15 protein-coding genes are annotated in these 20421 nt (G+C 47.8%); 10 read left to right on the forward strand and 5 right to left on the reverse strand.

The window, feature by feature from the left end; genetic code table 11:
* Positions 1–236: 236 nt before the first annotated feature.
* Both ABY436_RS02755 and ABY436_RS02760 read left to right on the forward strand, forming a co-directional pair.
* Positions 237–2417 carry an ATP-binding protein gene (locus tag ABY436_RS02755; protein ID WP_372737528.1) on the forward strand — a complete coding sequence of 727 codons (2181 nt, stop codon included), beginning with the start codon at positions 237–239 and terminating at the stop codon, positions 2415–2417.
* Positions 2418–2428: 11 nt separating this feature from the next.
* On the forward strand, positions 2429–3820 hold the full coding sequence (locus ABY436_RS02760; protein ID WP_372737498.1) for a sigma-54-dependent transcriptional regulator: 1392 nt from the start codon (positions 2429–2431) through the stop codon (positions 3818–3820).
* On the opposite strand, the gene ABY436_RS02765 is transcribed toward ABY436_RS02760, so the two are convergent.
* Positions 3810–5423, reverse strand: a complete 1614-nt coding sequence (locus ABY436_RS02765; protein WP_372737499.1) for a methyl-accepting chemotaxis protein — start codon at positions 5421–5423, stop codon at positions 3810–3812. The genes ABY436_RS02760 and ABY436_RS02765 overlap by 11 nt on opposite strands.
* Positions 5424–5796: 373 nt before the next feature.
* On the opposite strand from ABY436_RS02765, the gene ABY436_RS02770 reads away from it, so the two are divergent.
* From ABY436_RS02770 to ABY436_RS02790, 5 genes are all read left to right on the forward strand, one after another.
* The gene (locus ABY436_RS02770) at positions 5797–6780 is read left to right on the forward strand and encodes a TRAP transporter substrate-binding protein (RefSeq protein WP_372737500.1); all 984 of its coding nucleotides are present in this window, start codon (positions 5797–5799) and stop codon (positions 6778–6780) included.
* Between the two features lie 237 nt (positions 6781–7017).
* Positions 7018–7596 (forward strand): TRAP transporter small permease, encoded by a 579-nt coding sequence (locus tag ABY436_RS02775; RefSeq protein WP_372737501.1) that lies wholly within the window; start codon positions 7018–7020, stop codon positions 7594–7596.
* The gene (locus ABY436_RS02780) at positions 7593–8990 is read left to right on the forward strand and encodes a TRAP transporter large permease (protein WP_372737502.1); all 1398 of its coding nucleotides are present in this window, start codon (positions 7593–7595) and stop codon (positions 8988–8990) included. Before ABY436_RS02775 ends, ABY436_RS02780 begins: the two co-directional genes overlap by 4 nt.
* 143 nt (positions 8991–9133) lie before the next feature.
* Positions 9134–9634 carry a hypothetical protein gene (locus tag ABY436_RS02785; protein WP_372737503.1) on the forward strand — a complete coding sequence of 167 codons (501 nt, stop codon included), beginning with the start codon at positions 9134–9136 and terminating at the stop codon, positions 9632–9634.
* Positions 9631–10575, forward strand: coding sequence for an RluA family pseudouridine synthase (locus tag ABY436_RS02790; RefSeq protein WP_372737504.1), 945 nt, complete (start codon positions 9631–9633; stop codon positions 10573–10575). The genes ABY436_RS02785 and ABY436_RS02790 overlap by 4 nt, the downstream gene beginning before the upstream one ends.
* Positions 10576–10687: 112 nt before the next feature.
* Here ABY436_RS02790 and ilvA read toward each other — a convergent pair whose 3' ends face one another.
* Positions 10688–12205: a threonine ammonia-lyase, biosynthetic gene (gene ilvA, locus ABY436_RS02795; RefSeq protein ID WP_372737529.1), complete on the reverse strand. Its 1518-nt coding sequence runs from the start codon at positions 12203–12205 to the stop codon at positions 10688–10690.
* Positions 12206–12378: 173 nt separating this feature from the next.
* On the opposite strand from ilvA, the gene rpiA reads away from it, so the two are divergent.
* Positions 12379–13053: a ribose-5-phosphate isomerase RpiA gene (gene rpiA, locus ABY436_RS02800; protein WP_372737505.1), complete on the forward strand. Its 675-nt coding sequence runs from the start codon at positions 12379–12381 to the stop codon at positions 13051–13053.
* A 90-nt stretch (positions 13054–13143) separates the two neighbouring features.
* Here the strand turns inward: rpiA and ABY436_RS02805 are convergent, their stop codons facing one another.
* Positions 13144–13269, reverse strand: a complete 126-nt coding sequence (locus ABY436_RS02805) for a hypothetical protein (protein WP_372737506.1) — start codon at positions 13267–13269, stop codon at positions 13144–13146.
* A 402-nt stretch (positions 13270–13671) separates the two neighbouring features.
* On the opposite strand from ABY436_RS02805, the gene ABY436_RS02810 reads away from it, so the two are divergent.
* Positions 13672–16575, forward strand: a complete 2904-nt coding sequence (locus ABY436_RS02810; protein WP_372737507.1) for a DUF748 domain-containing protein — start codon at positions 13672–13674, stop codon at positions 16573–16575.
* Positions 16576–16627: 52 nt separating this feature from the next.
* Here ABY436_RS02810 and ABY436_RS02815 read toward each other — a convergent pair whose 3' ends face one another.
* Together ABY436_RS02815 and ABY436_RS02820 are read right to left on the reverse strand one after the other, a co-directional pair.
* Positions 16628–19081 (reverse strand): ABC transporter permease, encoded by a 2454-nt coding sequence (locus tag ABY436_RS02815; protein ID WP_372737508.1) that lies wholly within the window; start codon positions 19079–19081, stop codon positions 16628–16630.
* Positions 19081–19782, reverse strand: coding sequence for an ABC transporter ATP-binding protein (locus ABY436_RS02820; RefSeq protein ID WP_372737509.1), 702 nt, complete (start codon positions 19780–19782; stop codon positions 19081–19083). The genes ABY436_RS02815 and ABY436_RS02820 overlap by 1 nt, the downstream gene beginning before the upstream one ends.
* Here ABY436_RS02820 and ABY436_RS02825 point away from each other — a divergent pair.
* The gene (locus ABY436_RS02825; protein ID WP_372737510.1) at positions 19781–20389 is read left to right on the forward strand and encodes an arylesterase; all 609 of its coding nucleotides are present in this window, start codon (positions 19781–19783) and stop codon (positions 20387–20389) included. The two genes, ABY436_RS02820 and ABY436_RS02825, sit on opposite strands and share 2 nt — an antisense overlap.
* The last annotated feature ends 32 nt before the right edge of the window (positions 20390–20421 follow it).

Raw genomic sequence — 20421 nt, forward strand, 5'->3', positions numbered from 1 at the left:
AAATTAAAGGAGTCGTTAAACGTGGGTCGAAAAAATAGCATTCTGTGTGCTTCGGTATAGAAATTAAAGGTTTCCTATAGAATCATAGCAGCAGATAATTTCCACTTCATACTAAGATCTGTTGGTTTGACTATAAATTATTTAGAAGGAGTGAGATTCTGGCAAGGTATTTTTTAACTTACCGCCCCTTGATCGTCCTGGCTCTGGTGTGTGGCTTTATATTGTTACTGATTCAGGTGACAAGCTTGAGTCGCCATCAGGCAATGGGTTATCTGCAACAGAAAACCCAGGCAGATATGAATCGTTACATGCTGAGTTTACAGCAGACACTGGATCGTTATAAAGACCTGCCTCGCTTACTATCCACCCACTCTGAGTTAATCAACACACTGCTATATGATTGGAGCAATGATGCCCAAATGCGGGCAAATCTCTATCTTGAGCAGGTTAATGACGTTATCGGCGCATCTGATAGCTACTTAATGAATGAAGAAGGGTTAACGGTTTCGGCCAGTAACTGGAGTAAAGATGCTTCGTTTGTCGGCAGGGACTTTGCGTTCAGACCCTACTTTCAGGATGCTATTCAGGGACGTCCCGGGCGTTATTTTGCATTAGGTACGACATCTAAAAAACGCGGTTACTTTTTTTCATATCCTGTTGAGCATCGTGGCAATATTATCGGTGCAGTGGTCGTGAAAATTGATCTTAATGAGATTGAGACGGATTGGAGTGATGTTTCTACTGATCTGGTTGTGAGCGATGAGGACGGTGTTATTTTTATCTCGACGCGCAAAGATTGGAAGTTTCATACACTGACGCCGTTGTTGGAAACTGATATACAGAGAATTTATCAAAGTATGCGTTATGGTGACTATCCGCTGGCGTCACTGAATATCATTAAGCGCGAGCAACGCGACGATGGGAGTCAGTTGATCACATTAGTAGATGCTGATACGGTGCGAAATGGCGCGCTGGATGGTAAGAAAAGTGCAGAGTTTCTTTTGCAGAGCAGCTCTGTTGAGGACGCGGGTTATACGGTTTCAATTCTTGCCAGTATGAAGCCGGTGCATAAGCAGGTGCTGAACGCAGTAATCCTGGCAGCTTTTGTATATATCGCACTGGTGTTATTGGTGATGGTTGTTACTTCCAGGCGACGTATCGTCAAAGAGCGTACACGATTTAATCTACGGGAAATTCAAACGCTGGAGAGAAATGAATCCCGCATTCGGGATATTATCGATAATACTCAGGCGGGGCTGATAACGCTGGATAAAGAGGGTCGGGTTGAATCATTTAATCCTACGGCTGAAAAGTTATTCGGTTACAGCGAGGAGCAGGTAAAGCATCAATACTTCAGCTTATTTTTATCGCAGGCGGATCGTCGGGTTTGTTGGCAACACATTACGCAAGCGGCTTTGAGCGAATTACCAGACCTGTTCATAGAAGCATCGGGTAAGCGCCAGGATGGTAGTTATTTTCCTATTGAGGTCAGCATTGGGAAAATGCACAGAGAGGATACTAAGCATTATATCGTGACGATTCATGATATCACCCAACGTAAAGAGTATGAACTTGCGCTGCAAAACTCCCAGGCAGAGCTGGAAATCCGTGTCCACGAACGGACTATCGATCTGACCTATGCGAATGAAAAAATCAGAGAAGAGATGGACCTGCATAAGAATACGCAGAATGAGCTGATTCAAACCGCTAAATTGGCGGTGCTGGGGCAGATGTCAGCGGGTATCAATCACGAACTGAATCAACCCCTGACGGCTATTCGGGCCTATGCAGACAATGCACGACAGTTTTTGAAAATGAATCGTCCGGAATCGGCAGCCACCAATTTGTCTGAAATAAGTCAGCTAACCGAACGCATGGCAAAGATCATTCATCCGTTAAAAGAGTTCGCCCGAAAAACCAGTGGCCATGCAGAATCAGTGTCTATGCAATCAGTTAAAGAGGGCGCTATGTCCATTATGTATGGACGTCTGGGGCGTGAAAAAGTCTCGATTAACTGGCCGAAGAATTTAGACTCCTGTTATGTTTTGGGTGATATCGTACGGATAGAACAGGTCATGGTTAACTTAATCAGTAATGCTATGCAGGCAATGGAAACACAGGAAAATAAAAAGATTGATATCTTGCTGAGTTCTCAGGATGCGAAGCTGATTTTACAGGTGCGTGATTATGGCCCGGGAATTCCTGAGGAGGAGTTAGAGCGGGTGTTTGAACCTTTCTATACGACTAAGAAGGCTGGTCAGGGCCTGGGCCTTGGACTGTCAATTTCGTATCGTATTATTGATAGCCTGGGTGGTGAGCTGAGTGTCTCTAATCATCCTGAAGGTGGCGCTGTCTTTACGCTTTCACTGCCGGCAGATTCTGCCCGGGATTCTACCCAACAACTAACATCTTTGTAACGGGAAAACGTATGCAGTCTCTGAGCTTGGATCAGGATAATATTAAGCAGAATAATACTGTGCTGCTGGTTGATGATGAGAAGCATATCAGGCTTTCAGCAGGGCAAACGCTTGAACTGGCCGGTTATAGCGTGATTGCTCTGTCCAGGGCTGAGCAGGCTCTTGAACATATCACTGAGCAGTGGTGCGGTGTGTTGGTGACCGATATCAATATGCCCGGTATTGATGGGCTTGAGTTGATGCAAACGGCCCGGGCCATTGATGCAGATCTGCCGGTCATCCTGATTACCGGGCATGGTGATATATCAATGGCAGTCAGTGCCATGCGCAACGGTGCCTATGATTTTATTGAAAAGCCATTTTCCACTGAATTACTAGTAGATATTGTGCGCCGGGCGATGGAGAAACGGGCCCTGACCATCGAAAATCGTCGGTTACGCCAGGAACTGGAGGCGCAAAGCGCACCGGGCCCGCGTATTATCGGCAATTCACCATCCGTGACTCAGCTGCGACGCTTAGTCAATACGGTTGCCGATACACCTGCCGATATACTGATTCTTGCTGAGACAGGCTCAGGTAAGGATCTGTTGGCCCGTTATATCCATGAACACAGTAGCCGGCGTGACAAGAATTTTGTGGCGATTAACTGTGGAGCCGTGCCCGAAAGCTTGATAGAAAGTGAGTTATTCGGGCATGAAAAGGGCGCTTTTACTGATGCAAAAGCGAAGCGCATTGGTAAGTTTGAGCATGCTGATGGTGGCACGGTGTTTCTCGATGAAATTGAGAGTATGCCGCTTAATTTGCAGGTTAAATTACTCAGAGTGCTGGAGGAGCGAACGATTGAACGGCTTGGCTCGAACGAGCTGATCCAGTTGAATATTCGGGTGATAGCGGCGAGTAAAGTCGACTTGAAAACGCAGGCCGGGCAGGGAACGTTTCGTGAAGATTTGTACTATCGGTTAAATGTGGTACGTGTCGATATTCCTCCGTTAAGGGAGCGCCTTGATGATATTCCTATGTTATTTCAGCACTTTTCCATTCTTGCATCCACGCAATATGGCCGGGAAGTGTTGCCGCTGAGCAGAGAGCGTATGCATAGCCTGATGACGCATGACTGGCCGGGCAATGTCAGAGAATTACGTAATTTGGCCGAGCGTTATGTGTTGTTAGGGGAAAGTTGTACCTTTGACTTTGACAACCGCCCCATCACAGACAGTGCTGAGACGGGGCAAATGACCTTACCAAAGCAGGTTGAGCGCTTTGAGAAGATTCTTTTGCAAACCGAGCTGGCCCGTCATGGCGGATCGATCAAGGACACGCTGAGCAGCCTTGGTCTGCCGCGTAAAACCTTGTATGACAAAATGTGTAAATACGGGCTGGATAAGAACGACTTTAAAGCTTAAAGCGGCTGACCAATGTGCCCAATTGTGAGGCCAGAGTTGCCAGCTCGGAAGAAACCGTTGTTAACTGGGAAGCGCGATCAGCTGTGCGGCTGGCGCTCTGGCTGATATCCTGAACACTGACTTCTACGCTCGCTGCCATTTGTGATTGCTCCTTAATGGAACTGGCTACCTTATGGTTCATGTCATTGATGACACGCACTTCTTCCGCAATATTTATCAACGCATTTGATGTTTTCTGTACGCTTTCAACACCGGCTTCAGCGCTGTCCATAGCAACTTGCATCACGGATACTGCTCCTTCAGCATCTTTTTGTAAACGTCCGATAATATTGTTAATTTCTTCGGTAGATTGGTGGGTTCGGCTGGCGAGCGTTCTGACTTCGTCGGCAACAACCGCAAAGCCTCTGCCTTGCTCGCCTGCGCGTGCGGCCTCTATGGCGGCGTTCAGGGCCAGTAAGTTGGTTTGTCCGGCAATTTTCTGGATCACCTCCAACACCGTACCTACATTCTGGCTTTGTGTATTCAACTGTTGAATAGCGTGTGTAGCGCGTACCATATTCTCTTTCAGGCTTTCCATCTCTTGTAATGCCGCCTGGGTGATTTGAGTACCGGTGTTGGTTTCCTTAAGCGCTAAATCTGAGGCGACAACCGTATGTTCTGCATTAGTCGCTACGCTTTGTGTCGCAGACTCCATCTGATGGATTGCTGAAGCAACAGAGCTGGTTTGAAGTTGTTGATTGCTAACGGCTTGAGACGCCATATCGGCTATCTTGTTAATCTGTGTGCTGGAGGTTCCCAATTGTAAAATGGTATTGCTGACTTGCTGCAGGCTGTCGTGAAAATGGTTCAGCATTGAGTTAAAGGCGGTGGACATATGTCCGATTTCATCTTGCGAAGTAACAGCTATTCTCAGATTGAGGTTACCCTCTTTTTCGATGCTCTGGATGGTGTTGCTGAGGCGGTTGATAGGTGTGATAACTAACCGGCGAAGGAGCAAACTGATGACAATAATGCCTGCGATAAATAAAGCCAACTCTACCAAAGCTATAGCCGTGATGTTACTGGTAATGGCAGCATCAAGGCTGTTAAAGGAGTAGGTCACGCGGACGGCACCGAGAATATCACCCTCGCTGACCTGATGGCAGAGCAGGCAGTTAGTGCCTTTGTAGTTGCTTAGCGCTTTCATGGGTGTGACAACAACCAGTCGATGGCCTTTATCATCATTGATCTCTTCAACGATATGTTCGCCTTTCATTGCGCGGCGATCAAAGTCGTCCTCTATGCCTGAATCGCCTGAGCCGGGCCCGTAAACACCTGAAACGGCATCACCACGTATAATTCTGGCTTCTGTGAGGTCGTCATTTGTGATGATTTTCTGTTGTAGTGTGGCACGGTTGGCCATTGCTCCGCTGAGCATCAATATATTGATGCTGTCAAAATAGGAGTCAGCGGTTGCGAGTGTGGTTTTACGGGCGACCTGATGGCTGAGTTCGGTTTCACTCTTGAATATAGCGGTTAGGCTGCTGATGAGCACTATCAGGAAAACAGCAATAAGTGACACGTTGACCTTCGTCTGAATAGACATTCCTTTGTTGGTATTCATCGTGGCAGCGACATATTACTCCTGAATTACAAATTTTAACTTAATATAAACTTAACAGCGGCAAGCTATAGTGATTCTTTAGTTTTTGTCTCTAACCCCTATCAAAAAAATGACGCTCCTGGCATTTGATCAGCCTCTATCCAGACAGGTTGGGTGGTTTTCCGCCAGTTTTCCTGTTTGCCGATGGGTGAAACTACGCCATTTTAGACTGAAAAAATTAGCGCGGTTTTTCTAACATACTGTTTTATAAAATAAAATATTTTATGGCACCGTCTTTGCTTTAATAGTGCAGACGCTGACGTCAGGCTTTATAAAGCCGACGTGAGTAAAAACGCACAACAAGCAGAATAAATCCAATAACAGGAGAGACACTATGCGTTTATTGACCGCCGCTGTAACTACAATCGCTTTGGCACTGGGTGCCCAGGCCGCTGTAGCAGCCCCAATCGAAATTAAATTTTCTCATGTAGTTGCTGAAAGTACCCCTAAAGGACAGATGGCGCTTAAATTCAAAGAGCTGGTCGATGAGCGCCTTGCCGGGAAAGTCAACGTTGAGGTGTTTCCCAGCTCGCAGTTGTTCGGCGATGGCAAGGAGCTTGAAGCAATGTTGTTAGGCGATATTCAGCTAATAGCGCCTTCATTATCTAAATTCCAGAAATATACACCAGAATTGCAGGTCTTTGATCTGCCTTTCTTGTTTAAAGACATGGAAGCAGTGGAGCGTTTTCAGCAAGGTCCGGAGGGGCAGGGGCTATTAAGCTCGCTTGAATCGAAAGGGCTGATGGGTCTGGGTTACCTGCATAATGGTATGAAGCAGTTGTCTGCGAGTAACCCATTGAGAGTGCCGGCAGATGCGTCGGGCAGAAAGTTCCGCATTATGACCTCTGATGTGCTTCAGGCGCAGTTTGAGGCGGTTGAAGCCGTCCCTCTGAAAAAACCGTTTTCTGAAGTATTTACACTACTGCAGACCAGGGCTATCGACGGTCAGGAAAATACCTGGTCGAATATCTACTCGCAAAAATTCTTTGAAGTACAGCCGTACATCACAGAATCTAACCACGGTGTTCTTGATTACTTAGTGGTGACTTCTACTGAGTTCTGGATGTCGCTGGATGATGACTTGCGTGCTGAGCTGAAAAAAGCGCTGAGTGAAGCCATTGCATACGGTAATGGCATTGCTGATGAAAAAGCTAATGAAGATAAGCAGCAAATTATTGACTCTAATCGCTCTGAAATCATCAACCTGACAGATGCTGAGCGCCAGCAGTGGGTTGATGCAATGAAGCCTGTCTGGAAGCAGTTTGAAAAAGACATTGGTGTTGATCTGATTAACGCAGCACAAGCCGCTAATCAATAAGCTTATATTGCTTTACAGGCGGGCCGTCCCGGTCCGTCTGTGTTTTACAGAAATTCTTACCCGGAAAGTAATACCCAGAGAATATTGTTTAGAAGAGAGCTTCCCCCTGTGCTGCTGCAGTTGTGCCTGATCGTCGTCATGATGAGTTGCACTGATGTGTTGTATGGGGCGGGCTGTCCTGTAAGTGTTGTCTCAATATAAAAATAATCGATGTAAGTCGTGTCGATGGGGGCTGTGATGATTAAAAAACTGATTTCGAACTTTGAGGAGGGCTTCTTATCCTTACTCATAGTATCAATGACCCTATTAGTATTCGCTGAGGTGGTGGCCAGGTTTGGCTTCAACGCGGGTATCCACTGGGCACAGGAGGTGACTTTGCTGATGTCCGCCTGGTTTGTACTGTTTGGTGCCTCCTATGGCGTTAAGGTGGGGGCACATATTGGCGTTGATGTATTCGTTAAAATGTTGCCAAACAGAATTCATAGGTTTTTGACCCTGCTGGCCATCGTGCTGTGTCTGATCTATTGCTTTCTGTTTTTATATGGATCGTGGGTCTATATCGGAAAGCTCATTAAGATTGGCATTGAGCTAGAGGATGTTCCGCTGCCACGCTGGATGCCGACCAGTATTCTGGTGATCGGTTTTGTTTTATTGATCGTTCGTTTTCTGCAACTCGGCTGGAAAGTCATCATTGGCCAAGCGGATGGTTTCCATTTTGCGGATGAAGCCGAAGAGTCGATGGAGATTGCCAAAGGGCTGAAAGAGTCATCATTGGGTGATACCGATTCAAATAAAGATAAGGGAGATAAATCATGACTATCGCCGTTCTTTTCATCACCCTGTTCTTCTGTATGTTTATCGGTATGCCGATTGCCGTTGCACTGGGGCTGTCGTCTGTGGCGACTATTCTGATGTTCTCTAATGATTCGCTAGCGTCTATTTCGCTAAAATTATTTGAAGCAACCTCTGAGCATTACACGCTGTTAGCCATTCCTTTCTTTATATTGTCATCGGCATTTTTGTCGACCGGTGGTGTTGCCAAACGCCTGATCAATTTTGCTGTTGATACCGTAGGCCACATTCGAGGTGGTCTGGCGATGGCTTCGGTTATGGCCTGTATGCTGTTTGCTGCGGTGTCGGGTTCATCTCCTGCTACGGTCGCGGCGATCGGAACTATCTGTATTGCCGGCATGGTGCGTTCAGGTTATCCGCAATCTTTTGCGGCGGGTGTTGTTGCTAACGCAGGTACGCTAGGGATTTTGATTCCTCCTTCAATCGTTATGCTGGTCTATGCAGCGGCTACTGAAGTGTCTGCTTCACGTATGTTTATGGCCGGTTTCATACCCGGCCTGATGATGGGCCTTATTTTGATGATCGCTATTTATATTGTGGCGCGTATCAAGGGGTTGCCTGCACAGCCGTTCCCAGGCTTTAAAGCCCTGGCGCGTTCAGGTGTGATTGCATTGGGTGGGATGATGCTGATCATCATCGTACTGGGCTCTATCTACGGGGGAATAGCATCACCGACAGAAGCAGCTGCCGTTGCTGCCGTGTACGGATATTTTATTGCCGTGATTGGTTACCGTGATATCGGTCCGATGAAGGGCATCCCGTGGCAGAAAGAGGGTGAAAACTATGCTTCGGCTGCTGCGCGTAATACCGCTCAGATGTTGATGGCGATTCCTAAGTCCTTTGCGGATCGAGAAGTTCGCAAAGTGATACTTGATGCATCAAAAGTATCCCTGATGCTGTTATTTATTATTGCTAATGCGATGTTATTCGCTCACGTGCTGACGACCGAACGTATCCCGCATACGATTGCTGAGTCGATCATGGCGTGGGGCTTGCCGGCGTGGGGCTTCCTGATCGTAGTGAATATCTTACTGCTGATGGCCGGTAACTTTATGGAGCCATCAGCGATCATATTGATTATGGCGCCTATCTTATTCCCGATTGCTGTGCAGCTGGGTATTGATCCGATCCATCTGGGTATCATCATGGTGGTCAACATGGAGATCGGTATGCTGACACCACCGGTGGGGCTGAACCTCTTCGTAACGGCGGGTATTACCGGACAGAATATGATCTGGGTAATTAAGGCGTGTCTGCCGTGGTTATGTCTGTTGTTAGGCTTCCTGATGCTGATCACTTATGTGCCCCAGATTTCGCTGTTTTTGCCGGAGTACATTGATGAATTGAAGGGCTATTAAGCTTTAATTGAAAGTATCTATGTAAGTTTTGAGTGAGTAACGTGCACTTCGCCGCCCTTAACGGGCGGTTTTTTTTGTTTAGTATCGGTCAAAGTTGAGTACAATACGCAGCTTAAATGGCGAAATCTGGAAGAGATACGAGAGTGCTAGGGTATATTGCTGTTCTGTGGGGTATCACGGGTATCGGTTTGCTGCTGGGTAGTGCCATCTATCGATTAAGTGCGATCGGTTGGCAAACCTTTGATTACAACCTTGAGTGGTATCATTGGCTGGCGCTGGTGGCGTGTATTATTTTCATGGGCTTTTCTGAAGGATACCGGGGTTTTCAGCAGGCGTGGTCTCCCCGGGTGGCTGCTCGTATCCTTTATCTGTCTCAAAATGTTACGCTGATGAGATTGTTGTTAGCGCCGCTGTTTTGCATGGGATTCTTTTCAATTATTCGTAAGCGCATGATTGTGACCTACAGCCTGACACTGGGGATTATCGCGATGGTTCTGCTGGTGCATCAGTTGGCGCAGCCGTGGCGTGGCATTATTGACCTGGGGGTTGTTACCGGTTTGATCTGGGGGTTATCCTCACTCTGTTTGTTTACACTGCAGGCGTTTTTTGGCAAAAGTTTTGAGCACTCTGCGGAGGTGCCTTGACGCAGGATTGTTTTCCGCTTGCAGAAAGGGAGCAGGCGGAGGGCGGCTTTTGTTTGAATTTTTCTGTGCTTACGGAATCTGTCGGCACGGTCGCTGAGTTTTTAGCTTCCCGTCTGGTTGAGCGTGATGTTGCACGGTTACCGCACTCTTTCCGGGAAGGCTGGGTCAGGGTTGATGGTCTTGTTGTTGCATCCTCCTGCACGCTTGTTATCGGGCAACAGATAACCGTCTATTTACCGGATCATATTGAAGCTCATGTCGACGTTAACTGGCGACTTCTTTGGCAAAACGATGAGCTGATCAAGGTGTATAAGCCCGCCTTACTACCGGTTAGCCGCACCACGCGTAATCTTTATCAGACATTGATCTCACTGATTAGACGTGAAACAGCCTATGCTGATGCGCGTCTGCTGCATCGAATGGATACAGAAACCAGCGGTGTATTACTGATAGCAAAAGACAAAAAAGCAGACCAGAAATGGAAAAAACATTTTCAGCAATTGGTACGCAGGAAGGTTTATCATGCATGGGTTGACGGAAACCCGGCATGGGATCAGTTGTCCTTTGAGTGCGAGTTATCCGAGAAGACGGCTAGTGTCATCCGAAGCCGGATGTATGTCGTCGACCCTGGCCGTTTAACAGACTACCCTAAGCCAAAATTCAGCAAAACAGACTTCCGGGTTATCGAACGTCAGGCCCATAAGTCGCTGATCGAATGTGAGCTATTAACTGGCCGCAAGCATCAGATCCGCGCCCATCTGGCTCATTTGGGTTACCCCATTATCGGTGACAAGATCTATTCACATGATGGCCACTTTTATTTGAAACGCCTTCAACAACCGCTGACGGTGGATGACCTGGTGGAATTAGGGGCAGAGCATCATCTGCTTGAATCTGTGCTGCTTGAACTGGATGATCAGCTTCTGAGGTGCGCTATTTAGACCGGAGTGCTAAAAAGTGTAGTAATACATGACATGTCAGGTATAAAAAAACCGCTGGTTGAATCCAGCGGTTTTTCAGAGAGACGATCGATCATATAGTCATATAAAGAGCTTAGCCAAGAAACAGCTTATAAGCCGGATTGTTGGTTTCTTCCCAGAAATTATAGCCGATCTCGTGCAGGAACTCTTTTACCTGGTCTCTCTCCGCTTCCGGCACTTGCATGCCCACCAGTACGCGTCCATAAGCGGCGCCGTGATTGCGGTAATGAAACATAGAAATGTTCCAGCGGCCGCCTAATGTGCTAAGAAACTTCATCAGAGCGCCGGGGCGCTCAGGAAATTCAAAACGGTACACGACTTCGTTAGAAACGCTCTCGGGTGCATGCCCGCCTACCATATAGCGCACATGCAGTTTTGCAGTTTCATCATCTGTCAGATCAACCACCTCTTCCAGATGTTCGCGCAACTCTTCGAGCAGTTCTTCTTTGCCGTCATTGTTCGGCTTAATTTGAATACCGGCAAAAACGACTGCTAATGTGTCATCACTGTAACGGTAGTTGAATTCAGTGATATTGCGCTTACCCAGAGCCATGCAGAACTTTTTAAAGCTGCCGGGTTTTTCAGGGATCTTCGCGGCAATGATGGCTTCACGTTTTTCACCCAGTTCTGAACGTTCTGCGATATGGCGTAAACGATCAAAGTTAACGTTCGCGCCTGAATCAATCGCGATCAGTGTTTTTGCTTCACACTTTTCACGCTCAACATATTTTTTTAGTCCGGCAACCCCTAGCGCACCCGCGGGTTCGCAGATAGAACGGGTGTCGTCATAGATATCCTTGATGGCCGCGCAGATCTCGTCAGTGGTGATAGTGATGACTTCATCAACATAATCACGACAAATTTCGAAAGTATTTTTGCCAATTTGCGCAACAGCAACGCCGTCTGCAAAAATGCCTACCTGCGATAAAGTAACGCGCTTGTTCGCTTTAATTGCCGCCGCTAAGCAGGCGGAATCTTCAGATTCTACGCCGATAACCTTAGTTTCTGGTCGAAGGTACTTTACGTAGGCGGCGATACCCGCAATTAATCCACCGCCACCCACCGGAACAAAGATGGCATCAATCGGGCCGGATTCCTGGCGCAGGATTTCCATTGCTACGGTGCCCTGGCCTGCAATGACATCGGGATCGTCAAAGGGGTGCACATAGGTCATCCCCTTTTCGGCAACCAGTTTGAGCGCGTGAGCTGAGGCTTCGTCAAAAGTATCACCATGCAACACAACTTTGCCACCCAGCCGGCGTACATTATTTACCTTCAGTTCGGGTGTGGTTTTGGGCATGATAATGGTCGCTTTCACGCCGAGGTGCCTGGCTGCCATCGCCAGCCCCTGGGCGTGATTTCCCGCAGATGCTGCAATCACACCGTTGGCACGCTCTGTTGCTGTGAGCTGACGCATTTTGTTATAAGCACCGCGGATCTTGAACGAAAATACCGGTTGCAGATCTTCACGTTTCAGTAAAACCCGGTTTTTCAGGCGTTCCGTTAGTCCTCTGGCTTCATCCAGGGGGGTTTCGACCGCGACGTCATAGACACGCGCTTCGAGAATTCTTTTGATGTATCGGTGAGCCATAATGAAAGTACAATCAATAGAGTAGAGGCGAATGGCTTGTTTATCAGTCAATCCTGAATGATTTCACAAGAAGAGCGGGAAATCCTACAAGTTGTAGCGCTTTTCGTCTACAAGCGAAGGCCAATGCTGCGTATAATTTACACAAATTCTTCATAAATGAGATGTGAAACAGCATGACACAAGATGAAATGAAGTTAGCCGTAGCCCAGGCGGCTGTTGATTATATTCGTCCACGCTTAAGACGTGAAACAATTGTCGGCGTAGGCACGGGGTCTACAGCAAACTTTTTCATCGATGAATTGGCAAAAGTGAAGCATATGTTTGATGGTGCCGTTGCCAGTTCGCAAGCCACAGAGGATCGCTTAAAAGGGCACGGTATAACGGTGTTTGATCTGAATTCAATTAATGAACTGGAAGTCTATGTAGATGGCGCCGACGAGTTTGATGCAAGCTTAAGTGTTGTCAAAGGTGGTGGTGGTGCATTAACCCGTGAAAAGATCGTTGCCGCCGTCGCTAAAGAGTTCGTCTGTATTGTTGACTCGACTAAACAGGTAGATGTGCTCGGCGACTTCCCGTTACCGGTAGAAGTGATTCCAATGGCGCGTTCCTATGTGGCGCGTGAATTGGTGAAGCTGGATGCTATGCCGGTGTATCGTCAGGGTTTTGTGACGGACAATGGTAACGAAATTCTGGATGTTCATGATCTGTCGATTGTTGACCCTAAAGGGCTGGAAGGTATCCTGAATAATATCGTTGGTGTGGTAACCAATGGATTATTTGCGCAGCGCGGTGCTGATGTGATTTTGATGGGGTCGCCGCAGGGCGTGCAAACGATCAAGAAAGGATAAGATGCTATTAGGTAACGGATTAGATAGCCGAAGCAATCGTTAAAAAAATGCCGCTAAATGAAAGCGGCATTTTTATCAATAATTAGCTGTTTACCACTGCACGACTTTAGTCAGGGCAATGCTGACAGGCATTGTGACCCATGCTAACGCAATCAGATTAATTACAATCCAGCTATAACCGGAACCGTCACGAAACTTCTCATCATGATGAGCCATTATATTTATCCTGATAAATTAAAAATTGGCATAACACTGTATGTTCTAGTGGCCAAATATTAGCAGGAAACGTTATTTTTTTATAGCTTTTTGGAATAACCATTTGTTTTGTAATGACATTATGAAAACCCTGTCAGCCTTGATGTTTAAATTCTATATTTATCATTCGGCTTTTAAAGGTCCATTCGTTTTTCGCCAGCTTTCTGCTGCTGTTTACTTTACTCGTTACTGCTTATGAATTCTTCTTTGAATAAAAGGGTTGATAGTTAATGACGAATTCAGCTCAATATCAGGGAAAACAGTGTAAGCTTTTTTGTATATTATCCAGCTCACCTGGCGTCTATCCTTGTTGATAGTATGGGTGAGTGATCCAGATGCTTTTTTGATGTAATGAGGGAAGTTATGCGAGTTATTATGTCGATGTTGGTGGTAATCGTTTTAGGGCTATATTCCCTGCCATACCTGATGCGGGATCAGGCAGTGATCTGGCTTAAAGGGCAGGGGGCTGAACATGTTTCTTTTGAAAAAGTCGACATACACTGGCTTAGCGGAAGTGTGGAGCTGATAGAGCTCAAAGCAGACTCTGAGGGTGTGCCGCCGATGCGGGTGGGGCACCTGAAAGTGACGCTCGATTACCCTTCGTTATTCGAGAAGCGAATTCTGATCAATGAGGTTATTCTCTCTGATGTGGCCAGTGGCCTCTACCAACAAGGGGATGATCTTTGGCTTGGGCCGGTCAACCTGTCTCAATTCAATTCGACAGAGCCGTCTGTTAAAGAGCCTGAAAGCCCCGCTTCAGAGTGGCGGGTAGGTATAGCCAATGTTCGTTTAAATCACATTAACTGGGCATTGAATCTTCCGCAGCATCAGCAGCAGATCGTCATTGATAATGCGGATTTGAATTCGCTTTACCAATGGGATGAAACAGCCTCAACTCAAGTCACGCTGAATGGATTACTCAACGGCTCAAGAATAGAGCTGAATTCAGCTGCGGTTCCTTTACCTGAACAGAAAACATCGACGATTAAGTTAGTGCTGGATCGGTTTCCAATAGAGAGTGTCGCTAAAGCCTGGGTGCCGCAGTTGAAAGGGTTTCTGACAACCAATCTTGAACTGAAGCTCGATCTTACCGGTGGCAGTGGCCAGTTGTTACATTCGGGCAGCTTCAGTCTTGATGAGTTTTCATGGAAGGATGAGCAAATCAATGTCTCGGATAAGCGCCTTGAGTGGTCCGGCAAAGGCGCGGTTAAGCTGGCCGCAAGTGCGTTACAGAATGTTTCTTTGCAGGGCGCGATTCAGAGTAGTGGTATAAAGCTGGAGCAAGGTAAACAGCTCGCTTTGCTGATGTCGCAATTGAGCTGGCAAGGAGGCGTTGATCTTGGCTTTGATGGGTCCGCGTTGAGTAGCATTAAAGGGCCGCAACAGCTCAGCATTAAAAATCTGGATTTTAGTCAAGCTGATCAACGCATCAGCGCTGCGGGCTTGTCGCAGCAAGGCCCGTTAAACTTATCGTTTACAGAAAACGTGCCAAAACAGCTGAACAGTCAGTTGACGCTTAATATCGATACGCTGGGGCTGAAAAACCCGCAGATCGATTTGGCAGCCGCGCAACTCTCTTTAGTATCACCATTGAAAATTTCCTGGCAGGGATCAGAGCTGGCTGGTATTACGGCAGCCCCGGCGATTACTTTACAAAAGTTACAGCTATCACAAGACGGACGCCTTGCAGTGGCGTTGGACTCTGTTGATATGGCGGCTGAGCTGGCTAATATGTCAGTGAGCCAGCCTGTCATAGAAAAAGTCCGCCTGAAGACCGCTGCGCTGAGTGTGTCGACCTTAAAAGAGCCGCTGCAGTTACTTGAGCTAGGCTCTATCGGTCTGGTAAACGGGTTTTACTCGACGAAAAAGATCAGCGCAGAGCAGTTAACCTTCTCCGGGCTCAAAGCGAATTATAAACAAGGCCAGCAGCCGATGAGTACTATCGGTGAATTGCAGCTTAAAGGGCTGCTATTAACGGATCTAAATCGTTTGGTGATCAATGATGCTCGTATAAAAGATACACAAACCTATGTATCGGTGACTAACAAGCAGGGAATTAAAGAGATTGAGCGGCTGACGTTTGCGCTGGCAACACTGGGTGAAGGCACGTCGGCGCGGGGAAAAGAAAATAACGCAAAAACTACAGCTATCACTACAACTACAGCAAAAGCCGAAAACCAGGAAACAGCCTTTAGCGTACGTGTGGAGCAGTTGTTGATGACGAGTAAAAACCTCATCAATATCGAAGATCATAGTGTTCAGCCGGCCTTTAAATCGGTTCTGGATATTCAGGAACTGAACGTTGAAAAAGTGGATAGCGGCAAAGCAGAATTAAGTCCGTTCAAGCTGCAGGCGACGATTAACACTCATGCAAAATTAACGGCTTCCGGAAAAATGAATTTGCTGGGCGGTACCCGGAATGGTAACTGGAAGCTGGATATTAAAAATGCAGAACTGCCGGTGGTGAGTCCTTATGCCGGAAAATATGTTGGCTATTTTTTACAAAGTGGACAGATGGATTTCAGTAGCAGCGGGACGCTTAAGGAGGGTGTGCTGGCCGGAAAAAACCGTATTAAACTGAATCGTCTGGAAGTGCAGCCTGCACAGACACAGGCCACGGACGAGTTTAACAGTAAGCTCAGTATGCCATTAGGCACGGCTATCTCGGTACTACAGGATAGTGACGATAATATTAAGTTGGATCTGCCGGTTGAAGGCTCGCTGGATGATCCTCAGTTTGGTTACCAGGATATTGTGAATCGTTTGGCCACGAAAGGGCTGAAGAAAGCCGCCTTTAGTTTCCTGACGAAAGCGTTGCAACCCTATGGTGCATTGATTTCGATCGCCAGCACCGCTATTGATGCGAATAAATCGGGTGCTTTTATTACATTAGCTCCGGTAAATTTCACGGCAGGCACAAGCACTGTTGCAGCGGATATGGGCGGCTATCTGGGCAAAATCGCTGAGATGATGAGCTCACGCAAAGGCTTGCGTCTGAATATCTGCGGCAATGCAGTAAAGGATGATCGTATTGCCTTATCAGCCCTGCTTGAAAAAGAGAATAAGGCAAAAGCCAAGCCCCTGTCGCCAGCAGAGCTGGAAGTAGTTATGTTGGAGCGCTTACAAGGGCTGGCCGTTGCCCGTGGCGCACAGGTGACCAGTTTGCTGTTAGAAAAGGGAGTGGCTAAAGACCGTCTATTCTCCTGTTTCCCGGTTCCGAACCTTAAAAGTGACGAGTTGAAACCGGGTGTGGTGTTGGCACTGTAACCCGCGTGTCCCCCTGTGTATGCTGTCTAGGCTTTACTCAGGGGAGGGGGAACTATTCTCCGCCTTTGAGTAATCGGTAGCTGCTGGGCAGAGACAGTGCCCGGCGTGTCAGCAGCCCTGTTAGTGTAAATAGCAGGGTTGCCAGCAGCGGTAGTGTCAGCCAGAGGAGCAGATGCAATTGAGGCTCAAGCTTTAGCAGGCTTTGATAGATCAGATAAAGCAGCGTTTCACTCATCATGCTGGCCAGCAAGCCACAGCTTAACCCCATCAACAGATATTCAAGAAGGTCGAGTTGGCGTGTTTGTTTCCCGGAAGCACCCAATGTACGTAACAGCGCGACTTCAAAGCGCCGTTGCAGCAGGTCTTGCTGCAAGGTTGTAATCACCAGAATTAAGCCGCTTAACAGCGTTAATAATAAAATCAGCGAAGCACTGTCGCTGAGCTTATTAATCAGATCCTGTGCTTGCAGTATCAGCTGTTCTACATCAATGAGTGTCAATGAGGGGAACTCTTGCAGCAGCGCTGAAGTCGCCCCTTTATTTTCAGCATCAATTTTAAAACTGGTGATATAGGTTGCCGGTAGGTGGTCAATAGCGCCGGGTGAAAAAATCACATAGAAGTTGGGTCGTAAGGAGCCCCACTCGACGCCTCTGATACTGGTGATTTTTCCGCTGAACAGGTCGCTGCCGACGCGAAAGCCCAGCTCATCGCCCAGCTTAAGTGATAACTCGTCTGCCATCGATTGTTCGATGGAGATGGCGTTATCGGCGCTGCTCCATGCTCCCTGATTTAAGGTATTGTGTGGGGGGATTTGGTTGCCCCATGTCAGATTCAGCTCGCGATTAAGTGTATTGTGACGGCGTTGCTCCGGCGTAAAAGCTTGTGCCGGTTTTTCTCCGTTCAGGGATTCAATACGCCCTCTGATGATCGGATACAGCGTAGAAGGGATTTTCTGCGCATCCAGCCATTGAGTAACCGAGGCCTTCTGCCACGGTTGGATGTTGATAATAAATTGGTTTGGCGTGTCGTCTGGTAGTTGTCCCTGCCATTCGCTGAGCATGTCCTGGCGAGCAAAGAACAGTACCGTCATCAATGTCAGCAGCAGCGACAATACACCCCCTTGCAGGCGGTGCCAGTGGCGTTGTTGCCTAATGCGCAGTGTCAGTAAAGGAAATAAGCGAATTCTGCCTTTCAGGCCGAGGTTGAGTCGATAGATCAGGAACTGTACGCCCCAGCCTGCGATCATTCCTGCCACTAACAGACCGATAGTCAGTAGTGCTGCAAATACAACAGACTCAACAAACAAGGCAATTAATAAAAACAGCACGATAGGGGTTAGCCAGTAAAGTAACTTATGCGTGCTGGCCTGTTCATTACCTTGGCGTATCAGGGCCAAAACGGATGTTTGTCCCAGCGGTAATAAGGTGGCCAGCCCTGCGACCATCAAAATCGCACCGGCCAATAATGGACTGCTGACTAAAGACAGCATACTCAGAGCCGGCATTGGCTGAGGTAGCAGCGAGCCGAGCTTCCATAGGATAATCTGGTGTAACCCTAAGCCAGCCAGGGTGCCGGGAATAGCGGCCAGTAGCCAACCAACGAAAAGCTGAATACTGAACAGTTGGAACAACTGCTTGCGGGATAACCCCAGGCTCATTAACAGAGCTGTGCGGCTCTGCTGATCTGCACTGAAGCGTCTCAGGCTCAGATAGATAGCAAAAGAACCCAGTAGCAGAGCGAACAGCGCGCTGAGTTTAAGATACTGTCCGGCGTTGCCGACTGCATTCCGTCTCACCGGCTGGTCGCCTTTTGCGGTATAGAGGCGCTGGCCCTTCTCCAGTGCGGATGTAAAGGTTTGTTCTGCTGTCTTTATCTGTTCGGGTGTACCCGCAAACAGTTGGCGAAACTCAGCCTGGCTGCCAGGAGCTAATACGCGGGTTGCTGCCAGATCAGCGTCACGCATCAGAATGTGAGGATTAAAACTGCGAAACCCTGAGCCTCTGTCCGGGCTGCTAATCAGTACGCTTTCTACGCGGAATTTACTGTAACCAATATTAACAAAATCGCCGATCTTAATATTCAGGCGAGTCAGAACTGATGCTTCGACCCAGACTGTATTTCGGCTAGGTAGTGGGGCATTTTGCGGCGGTTCGGTGATCACTTTACCGCGTAACGGGTAGGGGGCACGGACGGCACGAATGGAGCTGAGCAGCATCTCGTTTTCTGTTTCGACCATGCTGGTAAATTGCGTTACTGAGGTGGAAGTAAGGCCGAGTGCATTTGCCTGGCTTAATCTTTCGATAGGCAGTGCGCGCTGGCTACTGATGACCAGGTCTGCTCCCAGGATCTCGGCGCTGCGGTTAACCAGGCTTTTTTGTAAGCGATCGCCGGTCAGGCTCAATAAGGTGATTAGGCTGGTCATCAAAAAAACAGAGATCAGCAGCGCTCTGCCGTCGGGTCGGCGCCCTTGGGTTTTTAATTGGCGTAATGCCAGCATCGAGATCATTAGCGAACTCCCTCGTGCAGGAGTCCCTGCTCCAACCGGAACTGCCGATCACAGCGTGAAGCCAGCGCCGCATCGTGTGTAATCAGAACCAGTGTGGTGTCTTGTTGCGCATTGAGTTCAAATAGCTGCGTAATAATGTTTTTACCGGTCTCAGTGTCCAGGTTGCCGGTGGGTTCATCGGCAAATAAAATCGTTGGATGTGTCACAAAGGCGCGGGCAATCGCAACGCGTTGTTGTTCTCCGCCAGACAACTGTGCGGGGTAATGTCCTTGGCGATCAGATAGGCCAACCTTGTCCAGTAAGCGTGCCGCTTTTTCGGCTGCCTGTTTATCACCCCGGATATCCAGTGGCAATTGAGTGTTTTCCAGTGCAGTTAACTCCGGCAAGAGGTGAAATGCCTGGAAAATAAAACTCAGATTTTTTGTTCGCCATGCGGAGCTGTCAGTGTCAGATAATGTGCTCAGGTCAGTTCCCAGCAGTTTTACCGATCCGGTGGAAGGGGCGTCGAGTCCAGCCAGCAAACTTAGCAGGGTTGATTTACCCGCACCCGATTGGCCTATAATTGCAACACTCTCTCCCTGTTGTATGGCGAGCGATAAATCGTTAAATAAACGTATCACACCGGCTTGAGTTACGAAGGTTTTTGCGAGATGGTGTGCTTCTATGGCAAAAGAGGTGTTCAAGGAGATGTTATCAGGCATGGCGATCATCCGTTTATTAGTACTACTGTCCGTTATTGTCAGTAGCAGTGTCTCTGCCAGAACCCTGTTGGTTCTGGGAGATAGTTTGTCTGCTGCTTATGGTATTAGCCCTGAGGAGGGCTGGGTTGCACTACTCGAAACACGGCTGAAACAAGAGTATGCCAATATCCGCGTGGTTAATGCCAGTATCAGTGGCGAAACAACCCAGGGAGGCATAACCCGATTGCCGGCTCTCATAAAGAGACATCAGCCTGACTGGATAGTTCTGGCATTAGCCGCTAATGATGGTTTGCGCGGTATGCCATTGGGGATAATTGAACGTAATATCACCACCTTGATTGAGCTTACAGAAGAAGCTAAAGCTAAGCCTTTACTCGTAGGGATTCGCTTACCGCCCAACTATGGTGTGTCATATACAGAGCGCTTTTATACGCTTTTTGAAACGCTGGCACAGCAGTATGAGATCAGCCGGGTACCTTTTTTACTGGACGGGGTAGCATTACAGGAAAGTCTGATGCAGTCGGATGGTTTACACCCCAATGCTAAGGCGCAGCCGTTGTTGTTAGAGAATGTATGGCCCTTTTTACAGCCACTGCTGAGTGACTAGCGGGTGGGCAGTTGTTAGGATAAATGTTGTTG

Origin of the sequence: Neptunomonas sp. (genome assembly GCF_041601355.1) — a bacterium.
Lineage (GTDB): Bacteria > Pseudomonadota > Gammaproteobacteria > Pseudomonadales > Balneatricaceae > Neptunomonas.